Genomic DNA, 19,333 nt, shown 5'->3' with positions numbered 1-19,333 from the left:
GGTTTTTCTTGAGCAAAAAAAAAGCGACTTAGGCCGCTTTTATTTGTTTTGTCGCTTTCGAAAATGTTGTGAATCTCCCCATTCTCCGTAGCCTATAACTCCATCTGCCATATTAATTCTGGCTTCCATGCAGTTGGTGCAATCATCCGCACCTTCATCAATGCAAGGCTTGTTTTGATAAAGTAAATAGTTTGCTCTTTCGGTGGTTGGTGTAATATTGGGCATAATAATATTGGCTCCAATTCGCAGTGCTTTTTCTCTTCCCAGTGGATCAATAGCCTGCAGGGCAGTGGCCGAAGCTATATTAATATCCTTCATCATGATTCTAAGTACAGCAATCATTTTTAGTGTAAGTCTGAATCTATCATTCAGGCTCATTAATTGATCTTTGTACTGATACATTGGGGTTTGATCGTGTTCAATAAATGGTCCCATGCCAACCATGTCGATATCAAACTTTTGCATAAAAAGCAGATCGTTGGCTAAATCATCGTAAGTCTGAAAAGGAATTCCAATCATCACTCCGGTTCCGGTTTGATAGCCAATTTCCTGAAGATATTTTAGACATTTCAACCTTGTTTCGTGTGAATGGTCTTCGTTGTTAGGGTGGATTTTATTGTAGAGCTCTTTATTGCTCGATTCAATGCGCAACAAATAACGGTGAGCACCAGCATCAAACCATTTTTGATAGGTTTCTTTTGTTTGTTCTCCTATCGAGATGGTAATACCGAGTTCATTATTACTGACTTTTTTAATCTCTTTTAATAAGTTCTCAATCCGATCAATAAATTTTTGGTCCGATCTTTCACCCGATTGCAATACTAAAGAACCATACTTGTTTTCGTAAGCAAATTTTGCTGCTTTCAGTATTTCTTCGTCTGCAATATCGTATCTGTTTACGGCGCTGTTGCTCGCACGAATTCCACAATAAAGGCAATCTTTTTTACAGATATTTGAGAATTCAACCAATCCACGGAAATGCACATTTCTTCCAACATATTTTAGTTTTGTTTCTGATGATTTCGCAAATAATGCTTTTTCATCTTCATCTTTCGATTGTAATAATCGAATAATATCGTCTTTGGTGAATTGATCTTGCATCAAGATCTGTTCAATACTTTTAGTCATTTGGAATTAGTTGCTTTTAATTCGGAAGTAAAATTACAGATAAAATTTTAGCTTTTTGTACCAAGTGATACAAAATGGATATTTGCATTGTAAACTCCGAATTTAATTGTTTTGTAATGCATTGATAAAAAAATGCTTATCTCAAATTTGCGAATTGTCAGTTTTTTACGTTAACGTTTGTTTTTGCTTACAGTTTGTTGGGTAAATCGCTCTTTTGGGAATAGAATATTATTATATTTGTCGCAAAATAGCAAAACACTAAACAACAAAAAATGATAAACGAACAGTTACTTAACCCTAAAAGTATTGTAGTTGTTGGAGGTTCCGATGATGTACAAAAACCAGGAGGTAAGGTCTTAAAAAATTTAATTGATGGTAATTTTAAAGGTGATCTTTATGTTTCAAATCCTAAAATGGACGAGGTTCAGGGAGTTGCGTCATACAAAGATTTGAAAGATTTGCCACAGGCTGATTTAGCAATTATAGCTATTGCTGCTAAATTTTGTCCTTCAACCATTAAATTTCTTGCTGAAGAAAAAAATACGAGAGCTTTTATTATACTTTCTGCCGGATTTAGTGAAGAAAACGAGGAAGGTGAGAAACTTGAAAAAGAGATTGTAGAGATCGTTAATTCAGTGGGCGGATCATTAATTGGTCCAAACTGTGTTGGCGTATTAAATTCTAATTATAATGGTGTTTTTACAACGCCTATTCCGAGTTTAGATTCCAAAGGATGTGACTTTATTTCAGGTTCGGGAGCAACCGCAGTTTTCATTATGGAATCTGGTGTTCCCAAAGGATTGTCTTTCTCAAGTGTATATTCTGTAGGAAACTCCGCACAAATGGGTGTTGAAGAGATTCTTAAATACATGGACGAGAGTTTTAATCCAGAAACAAGCAGTAAGGTTAAATTATTATATATCGAGAACATCGATAAGCCAGCTATGCTTTTAAAGCATGCTTCTTCTTTAATCCGTAAAGGTTGTAAAATTGCAGCAATTAAATCGGGTAGTTCGGAGGCAGGAAGTCGTGCAGCTTCTTCGCATACCGGTGCCTTGGCCAGTCCGGATGTTGCGGTTGATGCCTTGTTTAAAAAAGCAGGTATTGTTCGTTGCAAGGGGAGAGATGAGTTGGCAACGGTTGCCTCAATTTTTATGCACCCTGAGTTAAAAGGGAAAAATATTGCTGTGATAACTCATGCAGGAGGACCGGCAGTGATGTTAACAGACTCACTTTCGAACAATGGATTGGATGTTCCTCATATCGATGGGGCAAAAGCTGAAGCTTTGCTTGAAAAACTATATGCTGGATCATCGGTGGCTAATCCTATTGATTTTCTGGCAACAGGAACCGCACAGCAATTAGGAGATATTATTGATGCTTGTGAAAACGACTTTGATAATGTTGATGCAATGGCCGTAATATTTGGCAGCCCTGGGTTATTTCCAGTGTATGATGTTTACGATCTTTTGCACGAGAAAATGAAGCAGTGTAAAAAGCCAATCTATCCAATTCTACCTTCGGTAGTTAATGTTAAAGATGAAATTGAGCATTTTCTTGCTAAAGGACGAATTAATTTTCCTGATGAAGTAGTATTTGGTGACGCATTGGCTAAGGTTTATAATACGCCAAAACCTCAGGCAGAAGAAATTGTAATACCGGAAATTGATAAGCTTGCTATTCGTACGATTATTGATGAAGCTGAAAATGGTTATTTGAGTCCCGAACAGTTGCATAATTTATTGGATGCAGCAGGAATTAACAGAGCCAAAGAAGGTGTTGCCGATACTGAAGATGAAATTGCAGCTATGGCAAAAGAAATTGGTTTCCCTTTAGTGATGAAGGTTGTTGGCCCCGTTCATAAATCGGATGTTGGCGGTGTAACCTTGAATGTGAAAGACGAAGAAACTGTTCGTTCGGAATTCAGAAGAATGATGCAGATTAAAGATACTTATGCCGTTATGTTGGCACAGATGCTAAAGGGTACCGAAGTGTTTATCGGAGCAAAACGTGAAGAAAAATTCGGACACATGGTGTTGTGTGGTTTAGGAGGTATCTTTATCGAAGTTTTAAAAGATGTGAAAGCTTCATTGGCACCAATTGCTAAACAAGAAGCTCATGATATGATTCAAGGATTAAAATCTTATGGAATCATTAAAGGAGTAAGAGGACAGGAACCCGTTAATGAAGATAAATTTGCTGATGCAATTACTAGGGTGGCAGCTTTAATGAAAGTTGCTCCTGAAATTTTCGAAATGGATTTAAACCCTCTTTTAGGAAATAAAGAGGCCGTAGTTGCGGTTGATGCACGTATTCGAATTGAAAAATAATCCCGGATTTATTCGGAATAAAAACTTATAATTTTGTGATGAGAAAGTTGAAAGATCTAAGTTTAAATGAGAAGTTGATGATCAGTTTTGTGATAATCCTGTTATTAGGAATTGCTGTGAAATGGAATGGAGTAAAGGAAGGTTTTTTCAAAGGATGGAGTAAATACTCAGAACAAACAGATAAATAGTATGGATAGCATGGGAATTTCTCATGCTATTCGTTTAGAATAAAACGATACATGAAAAGACAGGATATTATTTTTGCCTTTGGCTTCATTCTTTTGTTTTTGCCGTTTTTTATTTCCCAAAGCGTTTTTGATTTCTATATCGACTTTAATAAGGCGCATGGAATGATGACCAGCTTTGTGAAATTTGCAGTTTTGGCAACATTAGGTGAACTTATAGGACTTAGACTAAGAACAGGGAATTATTATCAAGCCGGATTTGGAATATTACCACGAGCAATAGTTTGGGGATTTTTAGGATTGACCATTAAATTGGCTTTTGTAATTTTTGCAACAGGAACGCCAATTTTTTTATCCTATTTGGGTGTTCAAGGAGCTGTTGATGCAATGAAAGGCGATTTTTCTCTGGTGAAATTATTGGTGGCATTTGCAACTTCTGCTTGTCTTAATTTAATCTATGCACCGGTTATGATGACACTTCATAAAATTACCGACACGCATATTCTTGATAATGGAGGAACATTATCAGGATTTATGAGACCAATTCAGATTTCCAGAATTTTCATCAATCTTAATTGGGATGTTCAGTGGAATTTTGTCTTTAAAAAAACCATTCCTTTTTTTTGGATTCCTGCCCATACAATTACCTTTTTATTACCTCCTGATTTTCAGGTTTTGTTTGCGGCCTTATTGGGGATCGTTTTAGGGGTTTTACTTGCCATTGCAAGTTTGAAAAGTTCCAAATAATTTTAACTTTGTAAGAACGTTAAACACACAAACAAAATTGATATCACTAAACACTGTATCCTATGAGTAAAATTGGATTGTTTTATGGCCCGGAAGGTGGAAATGTAGAAAGAGTAGCTAAACTGCTTGCTGAAAAAATAGGTTTTGATAGAATTGTTGTTCATAAGGTTAAGGATTGTGAGGCTGAAGATGTAGCTCAGTATTCCAATATTATTATGGGGATTTCGACTCTTGGCAAACACAATTGGTCTTCGGATAATTCAGGAAACGATTGGGATATTTTCTTTCCTAAATTGAATGGATTAGATTTAAAGGGGAAAAAAGTGGCTCTTTTTGGTTTGGGTGATCATATTGCTTATGCAGATTTTTTCGTCGATTCAATGGGCGATTTGGCTGACAGTATCATATTAACCGGAGCCGAAATTGTAGGGCAGGTAAGCGATGAAGGATATGAATTTGGTGATTCTAGAGCTTTTAGAGAGGACAAATTTGTTGGTTTACCTTTGGATGAAGATTTTGAAGATGATTTAACCGAAGAAAGAGTAGAGAATTGGGTGAAATTAATTCTTCCTGAATTTGAATAATTAGAGGAATATAAATATTTAGGCTGACGGTTTACCGATCAGCCTTTTTTTTTGTTGGTTGTGACGATTCAGCATTTCGACAACGATTACTTTGTGTGAATTGTAATTATAACATTGTTATTAGTTTTAAATTGTAATGAATTTTCGTAAAATTGCAATGGTCAAAAATTACACTAATTTTTAATAAAATACTTAAACCAAAAATGATGAAAACCCCAATAAACTCTCAAATTGTTGATCAAAAACTTGCTTTGTGTGAGATTCATAAAATGGAGGATGCCACAATTCGTGATGTGGTTCGTGTTGTTAATATGATTGAAGAGGAAAGTGGCGAGAAGTTCATTCGCATGGAGATGGGAGTTCCGGGACTTAAGCCGGCAAAAGTTGGAATCGAAGCAGAAAAACAAGCTTTGGAAGATGGCGTTGCTTCTGCTTACCCTATGTTGGAAGGAGTAAGAGCATTAAAAGAGGAAGCATCAAAATTTGTGAAGAATTTCATGAATGTTGATATTGCACCTGAAGGTATTGTTCCGACAGTAGGTTCAATGCAAGGAGGTTATGCTGCATTTATGACCATAGGTAATTGTGATGCTAAAAAAGACACCATATTATTTATTGATCCAGGATTTCCGGTTCAAAAAACTCAGTTAGAGGTAATGAATCAGAAATATGAATCTTTCGATGTATTCAATTATCGGGGAGATAAGTTGAAAGCAAAACTGGAAGAGTTTTTGGTAAAAGGAAATATCGCGGGTATTATCTATTCGAACCCAAACAATCCGGCATGGATTTGTTTTAATGAGGATGAGTTGCAAATAATAGGAGAGTTGGCGAACAAGTATGACACAATTGTTATGGAAGATTTGGCCTACTTTGCTATGGATTTCCGAACCGACCTTAGTCAGCCCGGCGTTGCTCCTTATCAGCCAAGTGTTGCTAATTATACCGACAATTATGTGTTGATGATTTCCAGTTCAAAAGCATTTAGTTATGCTGGTCAGCGTATTGGATTGCTGTGCATTTCAAATAAATTATTTCACACGCGTTTCGAAAATTTAAAACCACGCTTTGGGGCTGATGAATTTGGTTATACTCTTATTTATAGAATTATCTATACTTTATCATCAGGAACTTCTCATTCTGCACAATATGCTTTACGAGCAATGTTAAAAGCGGCTAACGAAGGCAAATTCAATTTTATTGAAGAGGTTAAGGAGTATGGAGAGAGAGCCAAAATCATGAAAAAGTTATTTTTAGAAAATGGCTTTGAGTTGGTGTATGAGGGGGATATTGATTTGCCTTTGGCAGATGGATTTTATTTTACCGTTACTTATCCGGGTTTATCCGGGCCTGATTTAAATAAAAAACTATTGTATTATGGCATTTCAGCAATTTGTTTGAATGAAACAGGTAGTTTAAAAGAAGGACTTAGGGCTTGTGTTTCGCAAGTTTCCCGAAAACAGTTTAAGGTATTGGAGTCTCGGTTAAAAGAGTTTCATAAACACCATCAGATATTGGCTTAACAAATTGGTGCTAATGATGATAATAAGGAGAATATATTTGTTTGATAGATAGTAATTTGTGCGAAGTACAGATTAAAATTTCAAAATAACAGCACTTAAAGTTTTATGGATTTGTATTCATGAAACTTTTTTTTTGATGTATATTTAAATGTTAGAGAATTGATTCTCGTAACAATAACATTGTTTATGTCAGATTTCAATTTGTAAGCTACAATTGGATAATACAAATGAATTGTTACTTTAAGTTGTGATATTTATTTAGACTGATTGTAAATTTCTCAAAACCCTAATGAATCGAAAGCAGAATGGTGAAAAGTGCTTTTGATTTGTTACCTTTATCAAGTAAAATAAAATGTAATTCTTAATTCTAAATACGCTATGGCAAAATTCAAAGGCGCTATTGTTGTTGATACCGAAAAATGTAAAGGTTGTGGCTTATGTGTTGTAGCCTGCCCTACAAAGGTTATTGAACTTGCGCGCGACGTGAATGGCAAAGGTTATCATTATGCACATATGGCCAATGCTGATGCATGTATTGGTTGTTCAAGTTGTGGTTTAGTTTGTCCGGACACTGTAATTACCGTTTACAGAGTAAAAGCAAGCTAGACTAAGCTACCTTATTCTAAATCTGAAAAATTTATAAAAATATTTGTAATGGGAGACGTTCGTTTAATGAAAGGAAATGAGGTTATTGCTGAAGCAGCTATTCGCTGTGGATGTGATGGGTATTTTGGTTACCCGATTACTCCTCAATCCGAGATAATGGAAACCCTAATGATCCGCAGACCTCAGGAAGAAACAGGGATGGTGGTTCTACAAGCTGAAAGTGAAGTTGCGGCCATCAATATGGTTTATGGTGGAGCTTCATGCGGAAAAAAAGTAATGACTTCTTCATCAAGTCCTGGTATTAGTTTAAAAGCAGAAGGGATTACCTATTTAGCGGGTGCCGAATTGCCTGCTTTGATTGTTAATATCGTTCGTGGAGGACCAGGTTTAGGTACTATTCAGCCGGCTCAGTCAGATTATTTTCAGGCCGTAAAAGGTGGAGGTCATGGTGATTATAAATTGATTGTATTGGCTCCTGCATCAGTGCAGGAAATGAACGATTTTGTAGATCTTTCGTTTAAATTGGCCTTTAAATATTTAAATCCGGCAATGATTTTATCTGATGGTGTTATTGGTCAGATGATGGAAAAAGTTGAATTGTCAGATTTCAAACCACGATGGACTGCTGAGGAAATAAAAGAAATTTCAGGATCATGGGCTACTGTTGGTAAACCTGCCGATCGCGAACGGAATATTTCTACTTCTCTTGACTTGGATTCTGCTAAACAGGAAATATTCAATCATAAATTGCAGGCGAAATATCGCGCAATGGAAGAAAATGAAGTGAGATTCGAAAAGATTGCATGTGATGATGCAGAATATCTTTTTGTTGCTTATGGATCTAGTGCCCGTATCTGCCAAAAAGCAGTAGAGCAAGCTCGTGAAAAAGGAATTAAGGTTGGATTGTTACGTCCGATTACCCTCTTCCCATATCCTACCAAAGCGATTCAGGAAATGTTGAAGGATGTGAAAGGAATTTTATCCGTTGAGATGAGCGCAGGCCAAATGGTTGAGGATGTTCGTCTTGCCGTTAATGGTAAAGTGCCTGTTGAGCATTTTGGACGTTATGGTGGAATCATTCCTACACCAGAGGAAGTAGTTGAAGCATTGGAACAAAAAATTTTAGGAAAATAAGTTATGACAGCAACGACTGAAATCAACAAAATAATTAGCAAAGAGAATCTGGTTTATGGTAAAACCAGTGTTCTTTTGGATAATGAAATGCACTACTGTCCTGGATGTACTCATGGAGTAATTCATAAAGTAATTGCAGAGGTTATTGACGAGATGGGGATTCAGGATAAAACAATTGGTGTTTCGCCTGTTGGATGTTCTGTTTTAGCCTACAACTATATTGATATCGATTGGCAGCAAGCCGCTCATGGCCGTGCTCCTGCATTGGCAACAGCAACTTCCCGTTTGATGCCGGAAAAATATGTTTTCACTTATCAAGGTGACGGTGATTTAGCATCTATAGGTTGTGCTGAGATTATTCACGCTTGTAACCGAGGTGAAAATATCGTTGTGTTTTTCGTGAATAATGCGATTTATGGTATGACTGGTGGTCAAATGGCTCCAACTACATTGGAAGGTCAGGTTACTGCCACTACTCCTTACGGACGTGATTGTAAAGTCACAGGATTTCCAATGAAAATTACTGAAATGATTGCCATGTTGCCAGGTACACGCTTTGTAACCCGTCAATCAGCAGAAACTCCTGGAGCAGTAAGAAAATTAAAGAAAGCAGCTCAGAAAGCTTTTGAAAATACACGGGAAAACAAAGGATTATCTTTTATCGAGATTGTTGGTACTTGCAGTTCCGGATGGAAACTTTCACCAGTTAAGTCTAACGAATGGATGAAAGAAAACATGTTTCCATACTATCCGTTGGGTACATTAAAAGATGAGTAAAAATCCTTTTTAATCAATTAAACTGTAAAAAAATGACAGAAGAAATAATAATTGCAGGATTTGGTGGTCAAGGTGTACTTTCAATGGGTAAAATTCTTGCTTATTCCGGAATCATGCAAAATCAAGAAGTGTCTTGGATGCCTTCTTACGGACCGGAAATGCGTGGAGGAACTGCAAATGTAACTGTAATCTTAAGCGACGATAGAATTAGTTCACCTGTTTTGAAAAAGTTTGATACTGCAATCATTCTTAATCAGCAATCTATGGATAAGTTTGTGAATGAGGTGAAACCGGGTGGTACTTTATTATATGATCCAAATGGTATTACGCATCATCCGGAAAGAAAGGATATTAATATCTATAGAATTCCCGGAGCTGCTCTTGCTGCAGAATTAGGAAATCCTCAAACTTTTAACATGATTATTATGGGAGGCTTTCTAAAAGTGAAGCCAATCGTATTATTGGAAAATGTTAAAAAAGGTTTGGAGAAGTCTTTGCCGGAGCGTCATCATAAATTAATACCTTTAAATATTGAAGCAATTCAAAAAGGTAGCGATTCTGTTGAGACAGTTCACACTCTTTAAGAAATAACACAACAATACTAAAATAAGGATAGTAAAAGGAGAATTCCATACGGGATTTTCCTTTTTTATTTCACGATTGTAAGTAGGGGAGTTAATGTTTATTGTCGTTTAGGTATACATTGCTGATCATTTATATCTTGTCGCAGAAGCTTTTCTGCTAGATATAAAAAGCCTTGTTTTGTTTGAAATACCAGTTGATGAAGATGGTGTTTGGAGTCATTGTTTTCTTTTTATAAAATGTGATGAAATGAGCCATGAGAAGACTTTTATCACATACGAGGATGACTAAGCTGACAAGTTCCATGTGGCAATAAAAAACAAATTTAGACACATGAAACGTCCATGTATAAAGCTTTCTACACACATGAAATGATTATATGGTGACAAAAACTTAAAATTATAAACAGATGAAAATAACTGAAACTTTAATTTGAAATATCTTTGTAATTTTAAATTAATGCTTACCTTTGCACTCCGATTCGGGAGTGTAGTGGTTAGGCATGATGATCGTATCGGAATTTCCTTATGAATAGTATATGGTTTTAGGGTTAAAACTTCGTATTGGAAATCATTTTGGGTTAGATAAAAGGCTGGTGGGGACCAGCCTTTTTTCATTTTATCACTTTTCGTAAAAATGCATCTCCTTCAGGTAATTGTATGCCTTTTCGGGCATAAAATAAGGAACTTCTTTCTTCTCTTTTACAGCTTTACGGATGAAGCTTGAAGAGATTTCTATTAAAGGGGCATCTACAGTATGAATGTTGCCTTTTAAAGTAATGTCTTCGCTCTTGAAATTGGGACGAGGATAAATAAATAAATCATGATTTTTTAAAATTAACTCATGATTCTTCCATTTTGTGAAGTTTTTCAAATTATCAGAACCAATAATCAGGCAAAATTGATGAGACGGGTTCTTTTCTTTTAAATAAGTAAGAGTGTCGATAGTAAAAGAAGGTTGAGGCATCCCAAATTCAATATTTGAAGCTCTTAAATTGGGATATCGTTCAATGGCTCTATTTACCAATTCAAGACGATGGTAATCGGCTAAAAGACTGTTTTTTCTTTTGAAAGGATTGTGAGGACTAACCACAAACCAAATTTGTTCCATATCGGTGTATTCTGCCATGAAATTAGCAATAGCAAGATGTCCAATGTGTATTGGATTAAATGATCCGAAAAACAATCCTATCTTCATCCTTTTTTTTGTGTAATATGCTTATTTACTAAGAAAATTGTGCAAGGCTGTTTCAGCTTCAGCGAGAGCATCTTCCAGTTTATCGTTAACAATTACTTTATCAAACTGATCGGAAAAAGCTAATTCAAATTTAAACTTTTCAATTCGTTTGGCAATTACTTCATCCGAATCAGTATTTCTGTTACGCAATCTGTTCTCCAATTCAGTAATTGACGGAGGTTGAATAAAAATAGCTAATGCTTCATGTTTGTAAAATTTCTTGATATTTGTTCCACCCACAACATCAACATCAAATATTACGTTTTTACCTTTTTTTCTAATCTTGTCAACCTCACTTTTAAGAGTTCCGTAAAAGCAACCTTCATAAACTTCTTCCCATTCAAGAAATTCATCATTTTCGATTCTTGTTTTGAATTCTTCAACAGATAAAAAGTGATAGTCTTTGCCGTCTGTTTCATTGGCTCTTTTGGCTCTGCTGGTGGCCGATATTGAGAATTCTAATTTGAAATTCTGTTTTAACAGATGTTGAACTATTGTTGTTTTTCCAGATCCACTTGGAGCGGAAAATATGAATAATTTACCAGACATTTGATATTGAGTTAGAGAGATTAGTATTATAAAAAAGCGCAGAGTGACTAACCCTACGCTAAAATATGATTTATTGTAATAATTACAAGACGTTTAAAAGTTGTTCCTTTATTTTTTCCAATTCATCTTTCATGTCAATTACAATTTTTTGGATGTTGGAATCATTGGCTTTTGAACCCAGTGTGTTGATCTCACGCCCAATTTCCTGAGCAATAAAACCTAGTTTTTTGCCCTCAGAGTTGCCTGCATTTGATGTTTCTATGAAATATTTGCAATGGTTAGCCAAACGAACTTTTTCTTCTGTAATATCTAATTTTTCAAGATAGTAGATGATTTCCTGTTCGAAACGGTTTTTATCTACATTCTGTTTTTCAACAAAATCTTTAAGATTATCATTAATTCGGGTACGGACCGTTTCAATTCGGTCATTTTCATATTGAGGAACTTGAGTCAAAAGATTCTCGATATTTGCTATTCTGGCAAAAATATCTTCCTGAAGTGCATTCCCTTCTTGATTACGGAAATCCATAATTCCTGCAAGGGCAGTTTTAAATCCTTCAAAAATCAGGTTCCATTCTTCTTCGTCAAGCTCTTGATATTCTACTTTAAGAGCATCCGGCAACTTCACTATGGTTTGCAAAATAGGCTCTTTGTCTATTGCGATTCCAAGATCCTGAGCCAGCTCATTTAATTGCTTGTAGTACGCTTCAACAATAGGTTTGTTGATTTTTGTTTCTTTGTCAGTACCAACACTTTCAATGAAAATGGAAAGTTCTACTTTTCCTCGTTCCAGCTTATTTTTAATCTCATTCCTTATCACCAAATCCTTTTCTTTGTAAAGGTTTGGTATTCGGGTATTGATATCTAGTTGTTTACTGTTTAGGGATTTGATTTCGATTGAAACCTTTTTGTTTTCCAGTTCAAGAATGGCTTTACCAAAGCCTGTCATCGATATTAACATATTTGGGCTATTTATTTCGGCAAAGGTAAGGGTTTGAAGTGGATTTACCAATCAAATCCTTTAGAAGCTCGAAGTTGATTAATTATTAATTCTATTTAATTATTCGCAGATAAGATTCTGTTTATGAGTATTCCTGATGTGATACAATTGATTTTTTTTTCCATCGGCCAGTGCGGTAGTAAAGATATGAGAATATTGTTCCCATTGACCAGCCAATAGGTATTGACCACCAAATTCCGGTTTCTCCAATATGTGATGAAAGAAAATAGGCGCAGGGAATACGTATAAGCCAAAGGGAAAAGAGTGTGATAAACATCGGTATTAATGTGTCGCCGGCACCTCTTAAAACTCCATTGGTTGTGAACATTGTTGAGAACAGAAGATAGAATGAGCTCACTATGATCAGGTACTTTTCACCAATAGCAATTACATTTGCATCTGTAGTAAATAGTTTCATTAAGTGACTGCCAAATAGGATTATTATAGCCGTCATCATCAGGCAAAATACATTTGACATGATGAATGTAACCTTAAATCCTTGCCGAACCCGGTCAATTTTATTGGCTCCTAAATTCTGACCAACAAATGCAGCTACAGCCTGTGAAAAATTCATTGCCGGCATCATCGCCAAGGAGTCAATTCTTCCTGCAGCTGTGTAGGCGGCAATTACATCGGTTCCAAACGTATTTACAATTCCGAGTAAGGCCATCATTCCAAGAGCAACAAAAGTATGCTGAATCCCCGATGGAATTCCAATCTTTAAACTCGTGATGAATATTTCCTTATCAAAAACCAATTTGAAAAGTGAAAATTTAATGATGTTATGGTTTCGGTTTAAATAAATAATACCGGAAATAAATGCACCACTTTGAGCCAATACTGTTGCCCATGCTGCTCCTGCAATTCCCCATTTAAAAACCATTACAAATAACAAATCGAATATGATATTGAAGATAGAAGCCAGTATTAAAAAATAAAGCGGTGTTTTGGAATCTCCCAGTCCACGAAGGATTGAACTTGTTCCGCTAAAGCCAAAAAACATGATCATTCCGGCCATATAGACATTCAAATAGCTTGTTGCCTGAGGTATTAGTTCTACAGGTAATTGCAGTAAAAGAAAAAGATCTTTACTAAAATAGATTCCGAGCACGGAAACTAAAATACCGGCACCGAATAAAAACAGGTACATGGTATCAATTGCTCTTTTTACTTTATTGATGTCCTTTGCACCGTAAAATTGAGAAATTACGATGGAAAACCCGGAGCCGATTCCGATAAGTAAAGCAATTAAGGTGAAAATAATCGGAAATGATGCTCCAACGGATGCCAAAGCTTCTTTGCCCAAAACCTTCCCAACAATAATACTATCCACAATGTTATAGAGTTGTTGGAATACATTTCCCAACAACATCGGTAACGTGAAATTTAGTATTAGTTTGGTAACATTTCCTGAGGTAAAATCTTTCATTAAGTTTCTTGTTAGAGCTGTAGCGCTCTGCTGATTTTATGTGGTTCTGAGATTTAAGCGCGTTCGCTCAATTCCAGCCATCGGAATTCTTTTTCGTCAATTAATTCAATAACTTTTTCAATACGACTCGCTTTTTCCATCAATTCATCGTTTGATAAGTTTCCTGAACTCATGGCAATTTCTATTTCTTCTTTTTCAGATGTTAACGTTTCAATATCTATTTCCAGTTGCTCAAACTCTCTTTTTTCATTAAAAGATAATTTTTTTGTTGGTTCCGATTTTGGTTTTTCCTTTTTAGGTGTTGATAATTTTTCTGTTTTTTTGATTTCCTTTTCCTGCTGATCTAAAGAATCACGGTAAATGGTGTAATTTCCCGGGAAATTCCTGATGATTCCATTGCCTTCAAATACAAATAATTGATCCACAACTTTATCCATAAAGTATCTGTCGTGAGATACAATAATCAGACATCCGGAAAAACTAAGCAGATAATCTTCCAGAACATTCAAAGTCATAATGTCCAGATCATTGGTTGGCTCATCCAGGATTAAGAAATTCGGGTTTTTCATCAAGACTGTCATCAAATACAATCGTCGTTTTTCACCGCCGCTTAATTTAGCAACCTGATTGTACTGAGTTTTAGTTGGAAAAAGAAAGTATTCCAGAAATTGAGAGGCCGACATCATTTTTCCATTGCCTAAATCAATAGATTCTGCAATTTCTTTAATTACGTCAATGATTCTTTCATTCTCATTAATTGTAATGCCATCTTGCTTGTAGTAGCCGTAAACTACAGTTTCTCCAATTTCAATTGAACCTGAATCGGCTTCAATATTCCGGGTAATCATGTTTAAGAAGGTTGATTTTCCCGTGCCATTTTTACCTACAATTCCTATTTTTTCTCCCCTTTGGAATTTATAGCTGAAATCTTCCAGTATTTTTAAATCGCCATAGCTTTTATACAGACGATCCAGTTCCAGAATTTTATTTCCCAACCTTGCGGATTTAATATCTAAATCCATTTTTGTTTCTTTAAATCCAGAGCTTGCTTTTTTCTTGATATCCTCAAAGGCATCAACTCTGTACTTAGCTTTCGTTCCTCGGGCTTGTGGCATTCTCCGTATCCATTCCTGCTCAGTTTTCATTAGTTTTTGAGCCTTACCAACTTCAGCATTTAAATTCTCAATTCTCTCAGCTCTCTTTTCTAAATAGTAGGAATAGTTGCCTTTGTAGGTGAATATGGTATTGGACTCTATTTCGATGATTTCATTACAAACCCGATCCAGAAAATATCTGTCGTGAGTAACCATCAATAATGTGCCTTTCGATTTGTTAAGATATTCTTCAAGCCATTCTATCATTTCCAGATCCAAGTGGTTGGTAGGCTCATCAAGAATTAAGAAATCAGTATCAGTGATTAAAACTTTTGCTAATCCAACCCGTTTTTTCTGTCCCCCGGAAAGTTCGCCAATAATTTGATCGAAATTGGTGATTTTTAGCTTGGACAAGATTTGCTTTACCTTATTTTCGTAATCCCAGGCCTTGAATTGATCCATTTTTTCAATGATATCTGACATTGCTTCCTGATCATTTTCATTGATTATCCTTTCGTAGTCACGAATTACTGAAAGAACAGGATCGGTGGAGTTAAAGACTTCATTAAGAATTGTATTGCTGTTGTTGAGGTCGGGGTTTTGTTCCAGATATGCTATTTTTAAATCACTGCGAAAGCTGATATCTCCACTATCCTGACTGTCTAGTCCCGAGATAATATTTAAAAGTGTAGTTTTTCCGGTACCATTTTTTGCAATTAATGCAATTTTTTGTCCTTGTCCAACGCCAAAACTAATGTTTTCAAATAGTGTAAGCTCTCCGTAACTTTTGGTAAGGTTTTCAACCTGTAAATATGATATCATGTAATCTGTTCTTAAATTTTTGAAGCTCAAATTTACGAATAAGTACTGATACATTACTAATCTGTTCTTGAATTAGCATTAACTTGTGCAGGAGGGGGTGAATTACACTCGCAGAGAGAACTTAATTGAGCAAAAAAAATCCTGCTATTATGCAAATAGCAGGATGTAACTGACTTTGTTTCAATGACTACAATTTCAATTTTTATAATTCGTTTAATACATAGGCTTCCGACCATACTTTGGTCATGATGCTATAGGAAACCCATCCAAATCCATTGGTTCCCCAGTTTGTTCCCCAGGAGTTCATTACAAGAAAGGCACCTTTACTGTCGTCGTAACCCACAACACAATAACAATGTCCGCCGTAATTTCTAACTGTTTTGGTTTGGATCTGATCATAGCCCAAATAGTAAAACTGACGATAAACAGGTCCGCCAACAACAATTGGTTTGCCTGCAGCAAGTTGATCTTTAAATGCATCGACTGTTTTTGGCACGGTGTTATAGCTTGCTGCTTTGTAATTTGCTGCTTGTAATACTTGGTAATTGTCCGGATATACATCGCAGGAAATATCAGTGTACGGCATATCATTCCAAACACAAACTCCTTGGTCTACAACCAAATCTAAACCATCAGTTACGTAGGAGCCACTGGCACAGTCGGTAACTTTAATTTGATTGTAAATGTATTCAGGGCTGAAAATATTCACGCTATAGTTGTATGAACCACCATATAAAGCTTGCCAGCTAATACTTCTTCCAGCGTATCCAACTCCCCAGGAAACGCAAGATCCTTCTCCGCCTTGATTAAGAATTGGAGGACAGGAAAGATTTACTGAAAGTGGGTATGATTTAGTTGTGCTGATTTGTTTAGCACTGGGAATTTTATTGTATTGCTCAATTGGAAGCGGCAAATAACCCGAGTTTATGATGATATTTTCATCCTGGATTTGCTCTTGATTTGCAATCGAATCGTCGTTGCTATTACATGAAGGTGTTAAAAACAGGAAGCTCAATGCGAATACAGAGAGTAAGGTGATTCTGATTAAATTCTTTTTCATAAGTAAATTGTTAAAAGTTTGTAATAATGGTTTTGTAGTTTTATTGAAACAGTAAAAATATCAAGAGTATCAGTCTAATACCTTGCTGCAGTTTTAAGTTGGTGTGAATTTACGATAAAATGGTTATATGTAAAACTAATTGAGGGTGTCGAAATGTGATTTATTTCACATTAGTGTAAATTATATGATTGTTAGTGTATTTGTTGTGTTGTTTGGAAATGATGACAGGTATAATTAGGCCTTGTGATGATATGCGGTTTGATATTTTTTTGTTTTGCAGGAAGATTCATTAAATTTCACGCAATCGCAGAATTTTCAATAACAAAGAGGGGTTAATTCTTTGACTTTATTAAATTCGTATGATCCAAAGATGGATAAACGTCATTTTTATTTGAAAAACTTAATTTGAAAATAGGCATGATGGATTTACAAATTGAATATTGATCAGAAAGGATAAATTAGCTATGCGAAAGAAAGATAGATTTGAGAAGATAATATTATGGTTTAAAGAAAACATGCCGGCTGCAGAAACAGAGTTGAATTATTCAAATCCATATGAATTATTAGTTGCTGTTATCTTGTCTGCTCAATGCACCGATAAAAGAGTTAATATGATGACTCCGTTTTTATTTGACAAATATCCTACAGCTTTCGAATTATCTCATGCAAGTCAAGATGATATTTTCGATTTAATACGTTCTTGCTCCTATCCAAATAATAAAGCGAAACACTTGCTGGGGATGGCGAAAATGTTGGTGGCTGATTATAAAGAGATTGTTCCCGATGATATCAATAAACTGCAGAAATTACCAGGGGTTGGCAGGAAAACGGCAAATGTGATTGCTTCGGTAGTATACGATAAGCCGGCTATGGCTGTAGATACACATGTTTTTAGGGTTTCAGAAAGAATTGGTTTAACAACAAATTCGAAAACTCCCTTGGAAACAGAAAAGCAATTGGTGAAATTTATTCCAGAGGAATATATAGCGACTGCTCATCATTGGCTAATATTACACGGAAGGTATGTATGTGTAGCAAGAAAACCAAAATGTAAAGCTTGTGGGATTAAAGAGTATTGTAAATATTTTGAGAAGGAAGAAAATAAAAATAAAAAAGCCTCAACCTGAAGCTTTTAATGTCTGGTTATAAGAATAGGAGCAAGCTTAATGCCATAACCGCCATTCCAGCAATTAAGCCGTAAACTGCAATATGGTGTTCTCCATATTCTTCAGCTGTTGGTAATAACTCGTCTAAAGAAATGAAAACCATAATCCCAGCAACGCCACCGAATAATACTCCAAAAACAGTATTGTTTAAGCCTAAAAACGAATAGATTAAAACAAATCCGATTAGTGCGCCAACAGGTTCTGCTAATCCGGAAATGAAAGAGTAAAAGAATGCTTTTTTTCTACTGCCGGTAGCATAATAGATAGGTACCGACACTGCTATTCCTTCTGGAATATTGTGTATCGCTATCGCAACAGCAATTGGTATTGCAATCGTAGGGTCTGCTAATGCGGCAGCAAATGTTGCTAATCCTTCCGGGAAATTGTGAATTCCAATTGCAAGTGCAGAAAACATTCCCATTCTCATTAATTTCTTGTCCACAGGTTTTTCACCTTCAAGATCTTCTATCTTTTTCACCTCATGAGGATTCTCGAAAGAGGGTATCATTTTGTCGATAATTGCAATAAATAAAATTCCTCCAAAAAATGAGATAACTGTATACCAAGTACCGGTAACTTCACCATGATCAAGAATTAATGCATCTTTTGCCTTTTGAAATATTTCTACAAGTGATACGTAAATCATTACGCCGGCAGAAAACCCTAAGGAAAGTGCCAGAAATTTTGTGTTTGTACGTTTGGCAAAAAAGGCAATTGTACTACCTATCCCGGTAGCAAGACCTGCAAATAAGGTCATTCCAAATGCGATTGCAACGGTGTTAAATTCAAATTCCATATGTAGATTGCTTTTTTTTGGATTGATATATTATGGAATAAATATAGTGAATTATTTGGAATGTATCTAAATAGTATGTTGAGATGTTTACATCTTGTTTTAAGAGATGGCAAGTGGTAAATTTAATTAAATCAGATTGAGTTGATTAAATAACTTTTAATTTAAATAATAAAATTATGGCTTATATTATTTCAGATGACTGTACTGCTTGTGGTTCTTGTATAAATGAATGTCCGGTAGATGCAATTTCGGAAGGAGATATTTATGTTATCGATCCAGACACTTGTATTGATTGTGCTGCCTGCGCAGAAGTATGTCCGGTTGAAGCAATTTCTGAGGGGGAGTAAATATCATTATAAACTGTCTAAAGAGAGAGTTCATGATATCTGAGGTTCCCAAAAATAGGACGGATATAGAAAATTATGTGATTGAGTTCGGTATTTCTTACCGGACTCAATTCGTTTAAATGCGTCTTTATTATGAATTTATTGGAGAATATTTAAGAATAACATGTCATTTATGGTTTGTCAAAATAAGGTGAGGTAATTGTTTTATGAAGTTTGATAAGGTTAGTATTTACGTTTT

The 19,333-nt window shown here is 35.6% G+C and carries 19 protein-coding genes; 11 read left to right on the top strand and 8 right to left on the bottom strand.

From position 1 onward, the window contains the following. Positions 1–39: 39 nt before the first annotated feature. A complete protein-coding gene (gene hydE / locus GQR60_RS01380; RefSeq protein ID WP_124991217.1) occupies positions 40–1,128 on the bottom strand; it encodes a [FeFe] hydrogenase H-cluster radical SAM maturase HydE in 1,089 nt (362 codons plus the stop codon). A gap of 272 nt (positions 1,129–1,400) precedes the next feature. Between hydE and GQR60_RS01375 the strand changes: the two genes are divergently transcribed. From GQR60_RS01375 to GQR60_RS01335, 9 genes are all read left to right on the top strand, one after another. Further along, positions 1,401–3,458 (top strand): acetate--CoA ligase family protein, encoded by a 2,058-nt coding sequence (locus GQR60_RS01375; protein WP_124991216.1) that lies wholly within the window; start codon positions 1,401–1,403, stop codon positions 3,456–3,458. A 38-nt stretch (positions 3,459–3,496) separates the two neighbouring features. Next, positions 3,497–3,646, top strand: a complete 150-nt coding sequence (locus tag GQR60_RS01370) for a hypothetical protein (RefSeq protein ID WP_154675792.1) — start codon at positions 3,497–3,499, stop codon at positions 3,644–3,646. A 51-nt stretch (positions 3,647–3,697) separates the two neighbouring features. After that, the gene (locus GQR60_RS01365) at positions 3,698–4,390 is read left to right on the top strand and encodes a hypothetical protein (protein ID WP_124991215.1); all 693 of its coding nucleotides are present in this window, start codon (positions 3,698–3,700) and stop codon (positions 4,388–4,390) included. 62 nt (positions 4,391–4,452) lie between these two features. Beyond that, a complete protein-coding gene (locus GQR60_RS01360) occupies positions 4,453–4,974 on the top strand; it encodes a flavodoxin (RefSeq protein ID WP_124991214.1) in 522 nt (173 codons plus the stop codon). A gap of 206 nt (positions 4,975–5,180) precedes the next feature. After that, the gene (locus GQR60_RS01355) at positions 5,181–6,497 is read left to right on the top strand and encodes an aminotransferase class I/II-fold pyridoxal phosphate-dependent enzyme (protein ID WP_197092576.1); all 1,317 of its coding nucleotides are present in this window, start codon (positions 5,181–5,183) and stop codon (positions 6,495–6,497) included. A gap of 378 nt (positions 6,498–6,875) precedes the next feature. Beyond that, on the top strand, positions 6,876–7,103 hold the full coding sequence (locus tag GQR60_RS01350; RefSeq protein ID WP_101308731.1) for a 4Fe-4S dicluster domain-containing protein: 228 nt from the start codon (positions 6,876–6,878) through the stop codon (positions 7,101–7,103). Positions 7,104–7,151: 48 nt separating this feature from the next. Next, complete coding sequence (locus GQR60_RS01345; RefSeq protein WP_101308730.1) at positions 7,152–8,237, top strand: 3-methyl-2-oxobutanoate dehydrogenase subunit VorB; 1,086 nt, start codon at positions 7,152–7,154, stop codon at positions 8,235–8,237. A 3-nt stretch (positions 8,238–8,240) separates the two neighbouring features. Next, entirely contained in the window at positions 8,241–9,014 is a 774-nt protein-coding gene (locus tag GQR60_RS01340) for a thiamine pyrophosphate-dependent enzyme (RefSeq protein ID WP_124991212.1), read from the top strand. Positions 9,015–9,046: 32 nt separating this feature from the next. Further along, positions 9,047–9,598: a 2-oxoacid:acceptor oxidoreductase family protein gene (locus tag GQR60_RS01335; RefSeq protein WP_101308728.1), complete on the top strand. Its 552-nt coding sequence runs from the start codon at positions 9,047–9,049 to the stop codon at positions 9,596–9,598. Positions 9,599–10,217: 619 nt separating this feature from the next. Here GQR60_RS01335 and nadD read toward each other — a convergent pair. From nadD to GQR60_RS01305, 6 genes are all read right to left on the bottom strand, one after another. Further along, on the bottom strand, positions 10,218–10,793 hold the full coding sequence (gene nadD / locus GQR60_RS01330) for a nicotinate (nicotinamide) nucleotide adenylyltransferase (RefSeq protein ID WP_124991211.1): 576 nt from the start codon (positions 10,791–10,793) through the stop codon (positions 10,218–10,220). A 21-nt stretch (positions 10,794–10,814) separates the two neighbouring features. Beyond that, positions 10,815–11,381 (bottom strand): guanylate kinase, encoded by a 567-nt coding sequence (gmk, locus tag GQR60_RS01325; protein ID WP_124991210.1) that lies wholly within the window; start codon positions 11,379–11,381, stop codon positions 10,815–10,817. An 82-nt stretch (positions 11,382–11,463) separates the two neighbouring features. Continuing rightward, on the bottom strand, positions 11,464–12,342 hold the full coding sequence (locus tag GQR60_RS01320) for a YicC/YloC family endoribonuclease (RefSeq protein ID WP_191991575.1): 879 nt from the start codon (positions 12,340–12,342) through the stop codon (positions 11,464–11,466). Positions 12,343–12,463: 121 nt separating this feature from the next. After that, positions 12,464–13,810, bottom strand: a complete 1,347-nt coding sequence (locus GQR60_RS01315) for an MATE family efflux transporter (RefSeq protein ID WP_124991209.1) — start codon at positions 13,808–13,810, stop codon at positions 12,464–12,466. Positions 13,811–13,863: 53 nt separating this feature from the next. Next, positions 13,864–15,726 (bottom strand): ABC-F family ATP-binding cassette domain-containing protein, encoded by a 1,863-nt coding sequence (locus GQR60_RS01310; RefSeq protein ID WP_124991208.1) that lies wholly within the window; start codon positions 15,724–15,726, stop codon positions 13,864–13,866. Between the two features lie 202 nt (positions 15,727–15,928). Further along, a complete protein-coding gene (locus tag GQR60_RS01305; RefSeq protein WP_124991207.1) occupies positions 15,929–16,786 on the bottom strand; it encodes a C1 family peptidase in 858 nt (285 codons plus the stop codon). Positions 16,787–17,250: 464 nt separating this feature from the next. On the opposite strand from GQR60_RS01305, the gene nth reads away from it, so the two are divergent. Next, a complete protein-coding gene (gene nth / locus GQR60_RS01300) occupies positions 17,251–17,913 on the top strand; it encodes an endonuclease III (RefSeq protein WP_124991206.1) in 663 nt (220 codons plus the stop codon). A 16-nt stretch (positions 17,914–17,929) separates the two neighbouring features. Here nth and zupT read toward each other — a convergent pair whose 3' ends face one another. Further along, on the bottom strand, positions 17,930–18,748 hold the full coding sequence (gene zupT, locus GQR60_RS01295; protein ID WP_124991205.1) for a zinc transporter ZupT: 819 nt from the start codon (positions 18,746–18,748) through the stop codon (positions 17,930–17,932). A gap of 176 nt (positions 18,749–18,924) precedes the next feature. Between zupT and GQR60_RS01290 the strand changes: the two genes are divergently transcribed. After that, on the top strand, positions 18,925–19,095 hold the full coding sequence (locus tag GQR60_RS01290; RefSeq protein ID WP_124991204.1) for a DUF362 domain-containing protein: 171 nt from the start codon (positions 18,925–18,927) through the stop codon (positions 19,093–19,095). Positions 19,096–19,333: the final 238 nt, after the last annotated feature.

This window comes from Labilibaculum euxinicum (assembly GCF_009795715.1).
In the GTDB taxonomy this organism is placed as follows: domain Bacteria; phylum Bacteroidota; class Bacteroidia; order Bacteroidales; family Marinifilaceae; genus Labilibaculum; species Labilibaculum euxinus.
Note: the sequence above shows the minus strand (reverse complement) of the source record. Positions and strands in the feature narration are given on the sequence as shown.

Excerpts from the sequence above, each read along its gene's own strand:
- hydE (WP_124991217.1), bottom strand. The coding sequence starts at position 1,128 with ATGACTAAAAGTATTGAACAGATCTTGATGCAAGATCAATTCACCAAA.
- GQR60_RS01375 (WP_124991216.1), top strand. The coding sequence starts at position 1,401 with ATGATAAACGAACAGTTACTTAACCCTAAAAGTATTGTAGTTGTTGGA.
- GQR60_RS01370 (WP_154675792.1), top strand. The coding sequence starts at position 3,497 with ATGAGAAAGTTGAAAGATCTAAGTTTAAATGAGAAGTTGATGATCAGT.
- GQR60_RS01365 (WP_124991215.1), top strand. The coding sequence starts at position 3,698 with ATGAAAAGACAGGATATTATTTTTGCCTTTGGCTTCATTCTTTTGTTT.
- GQR60_RS01360 (WP_124991214.1), top strand. The coding sequence starts at position 4,453 with ATGAGTAAAATTGGATTGTTTTATGGCCCGGAAGGTGGAAATGTAGAA.
- GQR60_RS01355 (WP_197092576.1), top strand. The coding sequence starts at position 5,181 with ATGAAAACCCCAATAAACTCTCAAATTGTTGATCAAAAACTTGCTTTG.
- GQR60_RS01350 (WP_101308731.1), top strand. The coding sequence starts at position 6,876 with ATGGCAAAATTCAAAGGCGCTATTGTTGTTGATACCGAAAAATGTAAA.
- GQR60_RS01345 (WP_101308730.1), top strand. The coding sequence starts at position 7,152 with ATGGGAGACGTTCGTTTAATGAAAGGAAATGAGGTTATTGCTGAAGCA.
- GQR60_RS01340 (WP_124991212.1), top strand. The coding sequence starts at position 8,241 with ATGACAGCAACGACTGAAATCAACAAAATAATTAGCAAAGAGAATCTG.
- GQR60_RS01335 (WP_101308728.1), top strand. The coding sequence starts at position 9,047 with ATGACAGAAGAAATAATAATTGCAGGATTTGGTGGTCAAGGTGTACTT.
- nadD (WP_124991211.1), bottom strand. The coding sequence starts at position 10,793 with ATGAAGATAGGATTGTTTTTCGGATCATTTAATCCAATACACATTGGA.
- gmk (WP_124991210.1), bottom strand. The coding sequence starts at position 11,381 with ATGTCTGGTAAATTATTCATATTTTCCGCTCCAAGTGGATCTGGAAAA.
- GQR60_RS01320 (WP_191991575.1), bottom strand. The coding sequence starts at position 12,342 with ATGTTAATATCGATGACAGGCTTTGGTAAAGCCATTCTTGAACTGGAA.
- GQR60_RS01315 (WP_124991209.1), bottom strand. The coding sequence starts at position 13,810 with ATGAAAGATTTTACCTCAGGAAATGTTACCAAACTAATACTAAATTTC.
- GQR60_RS01310 (WP_124991208.1), bottom strand. The coding sequence starts at position 15,726 with ATGATATCATATTTACAGGTTGAAAACCTTACCAAAAGTTACGGAGAG.
- GQR60_RS01305 (WP_124991207.1), bottom strand. The coding sequence starts at position 16,786 with ATGAAAAAGAATTTAATCAGAATCACCTTACTCTCTGTATTCGCATTG.
- nth (WP_124991206.1), top strand. The coding sequence starts at position 17,251 with ATGCGAAAGAAAGATAGATTTGAGAAGATAATATTATGGTTTAAAGAA.
- zupT (WP_124991205.1), bottom strand. The coding sequence starts at position 18,748 with ATGGAATTTGAATTTAACACCGTTGCAATCGCATTTGGAATGACCTTA.
- GQR60_RS01290 (WP_124991204.1), top strand. The coding sequence starts at position 18,925 with ATGGCTTATATTATTTCAGATGACTGTACTGCTTGTGGTTCTTGTATA.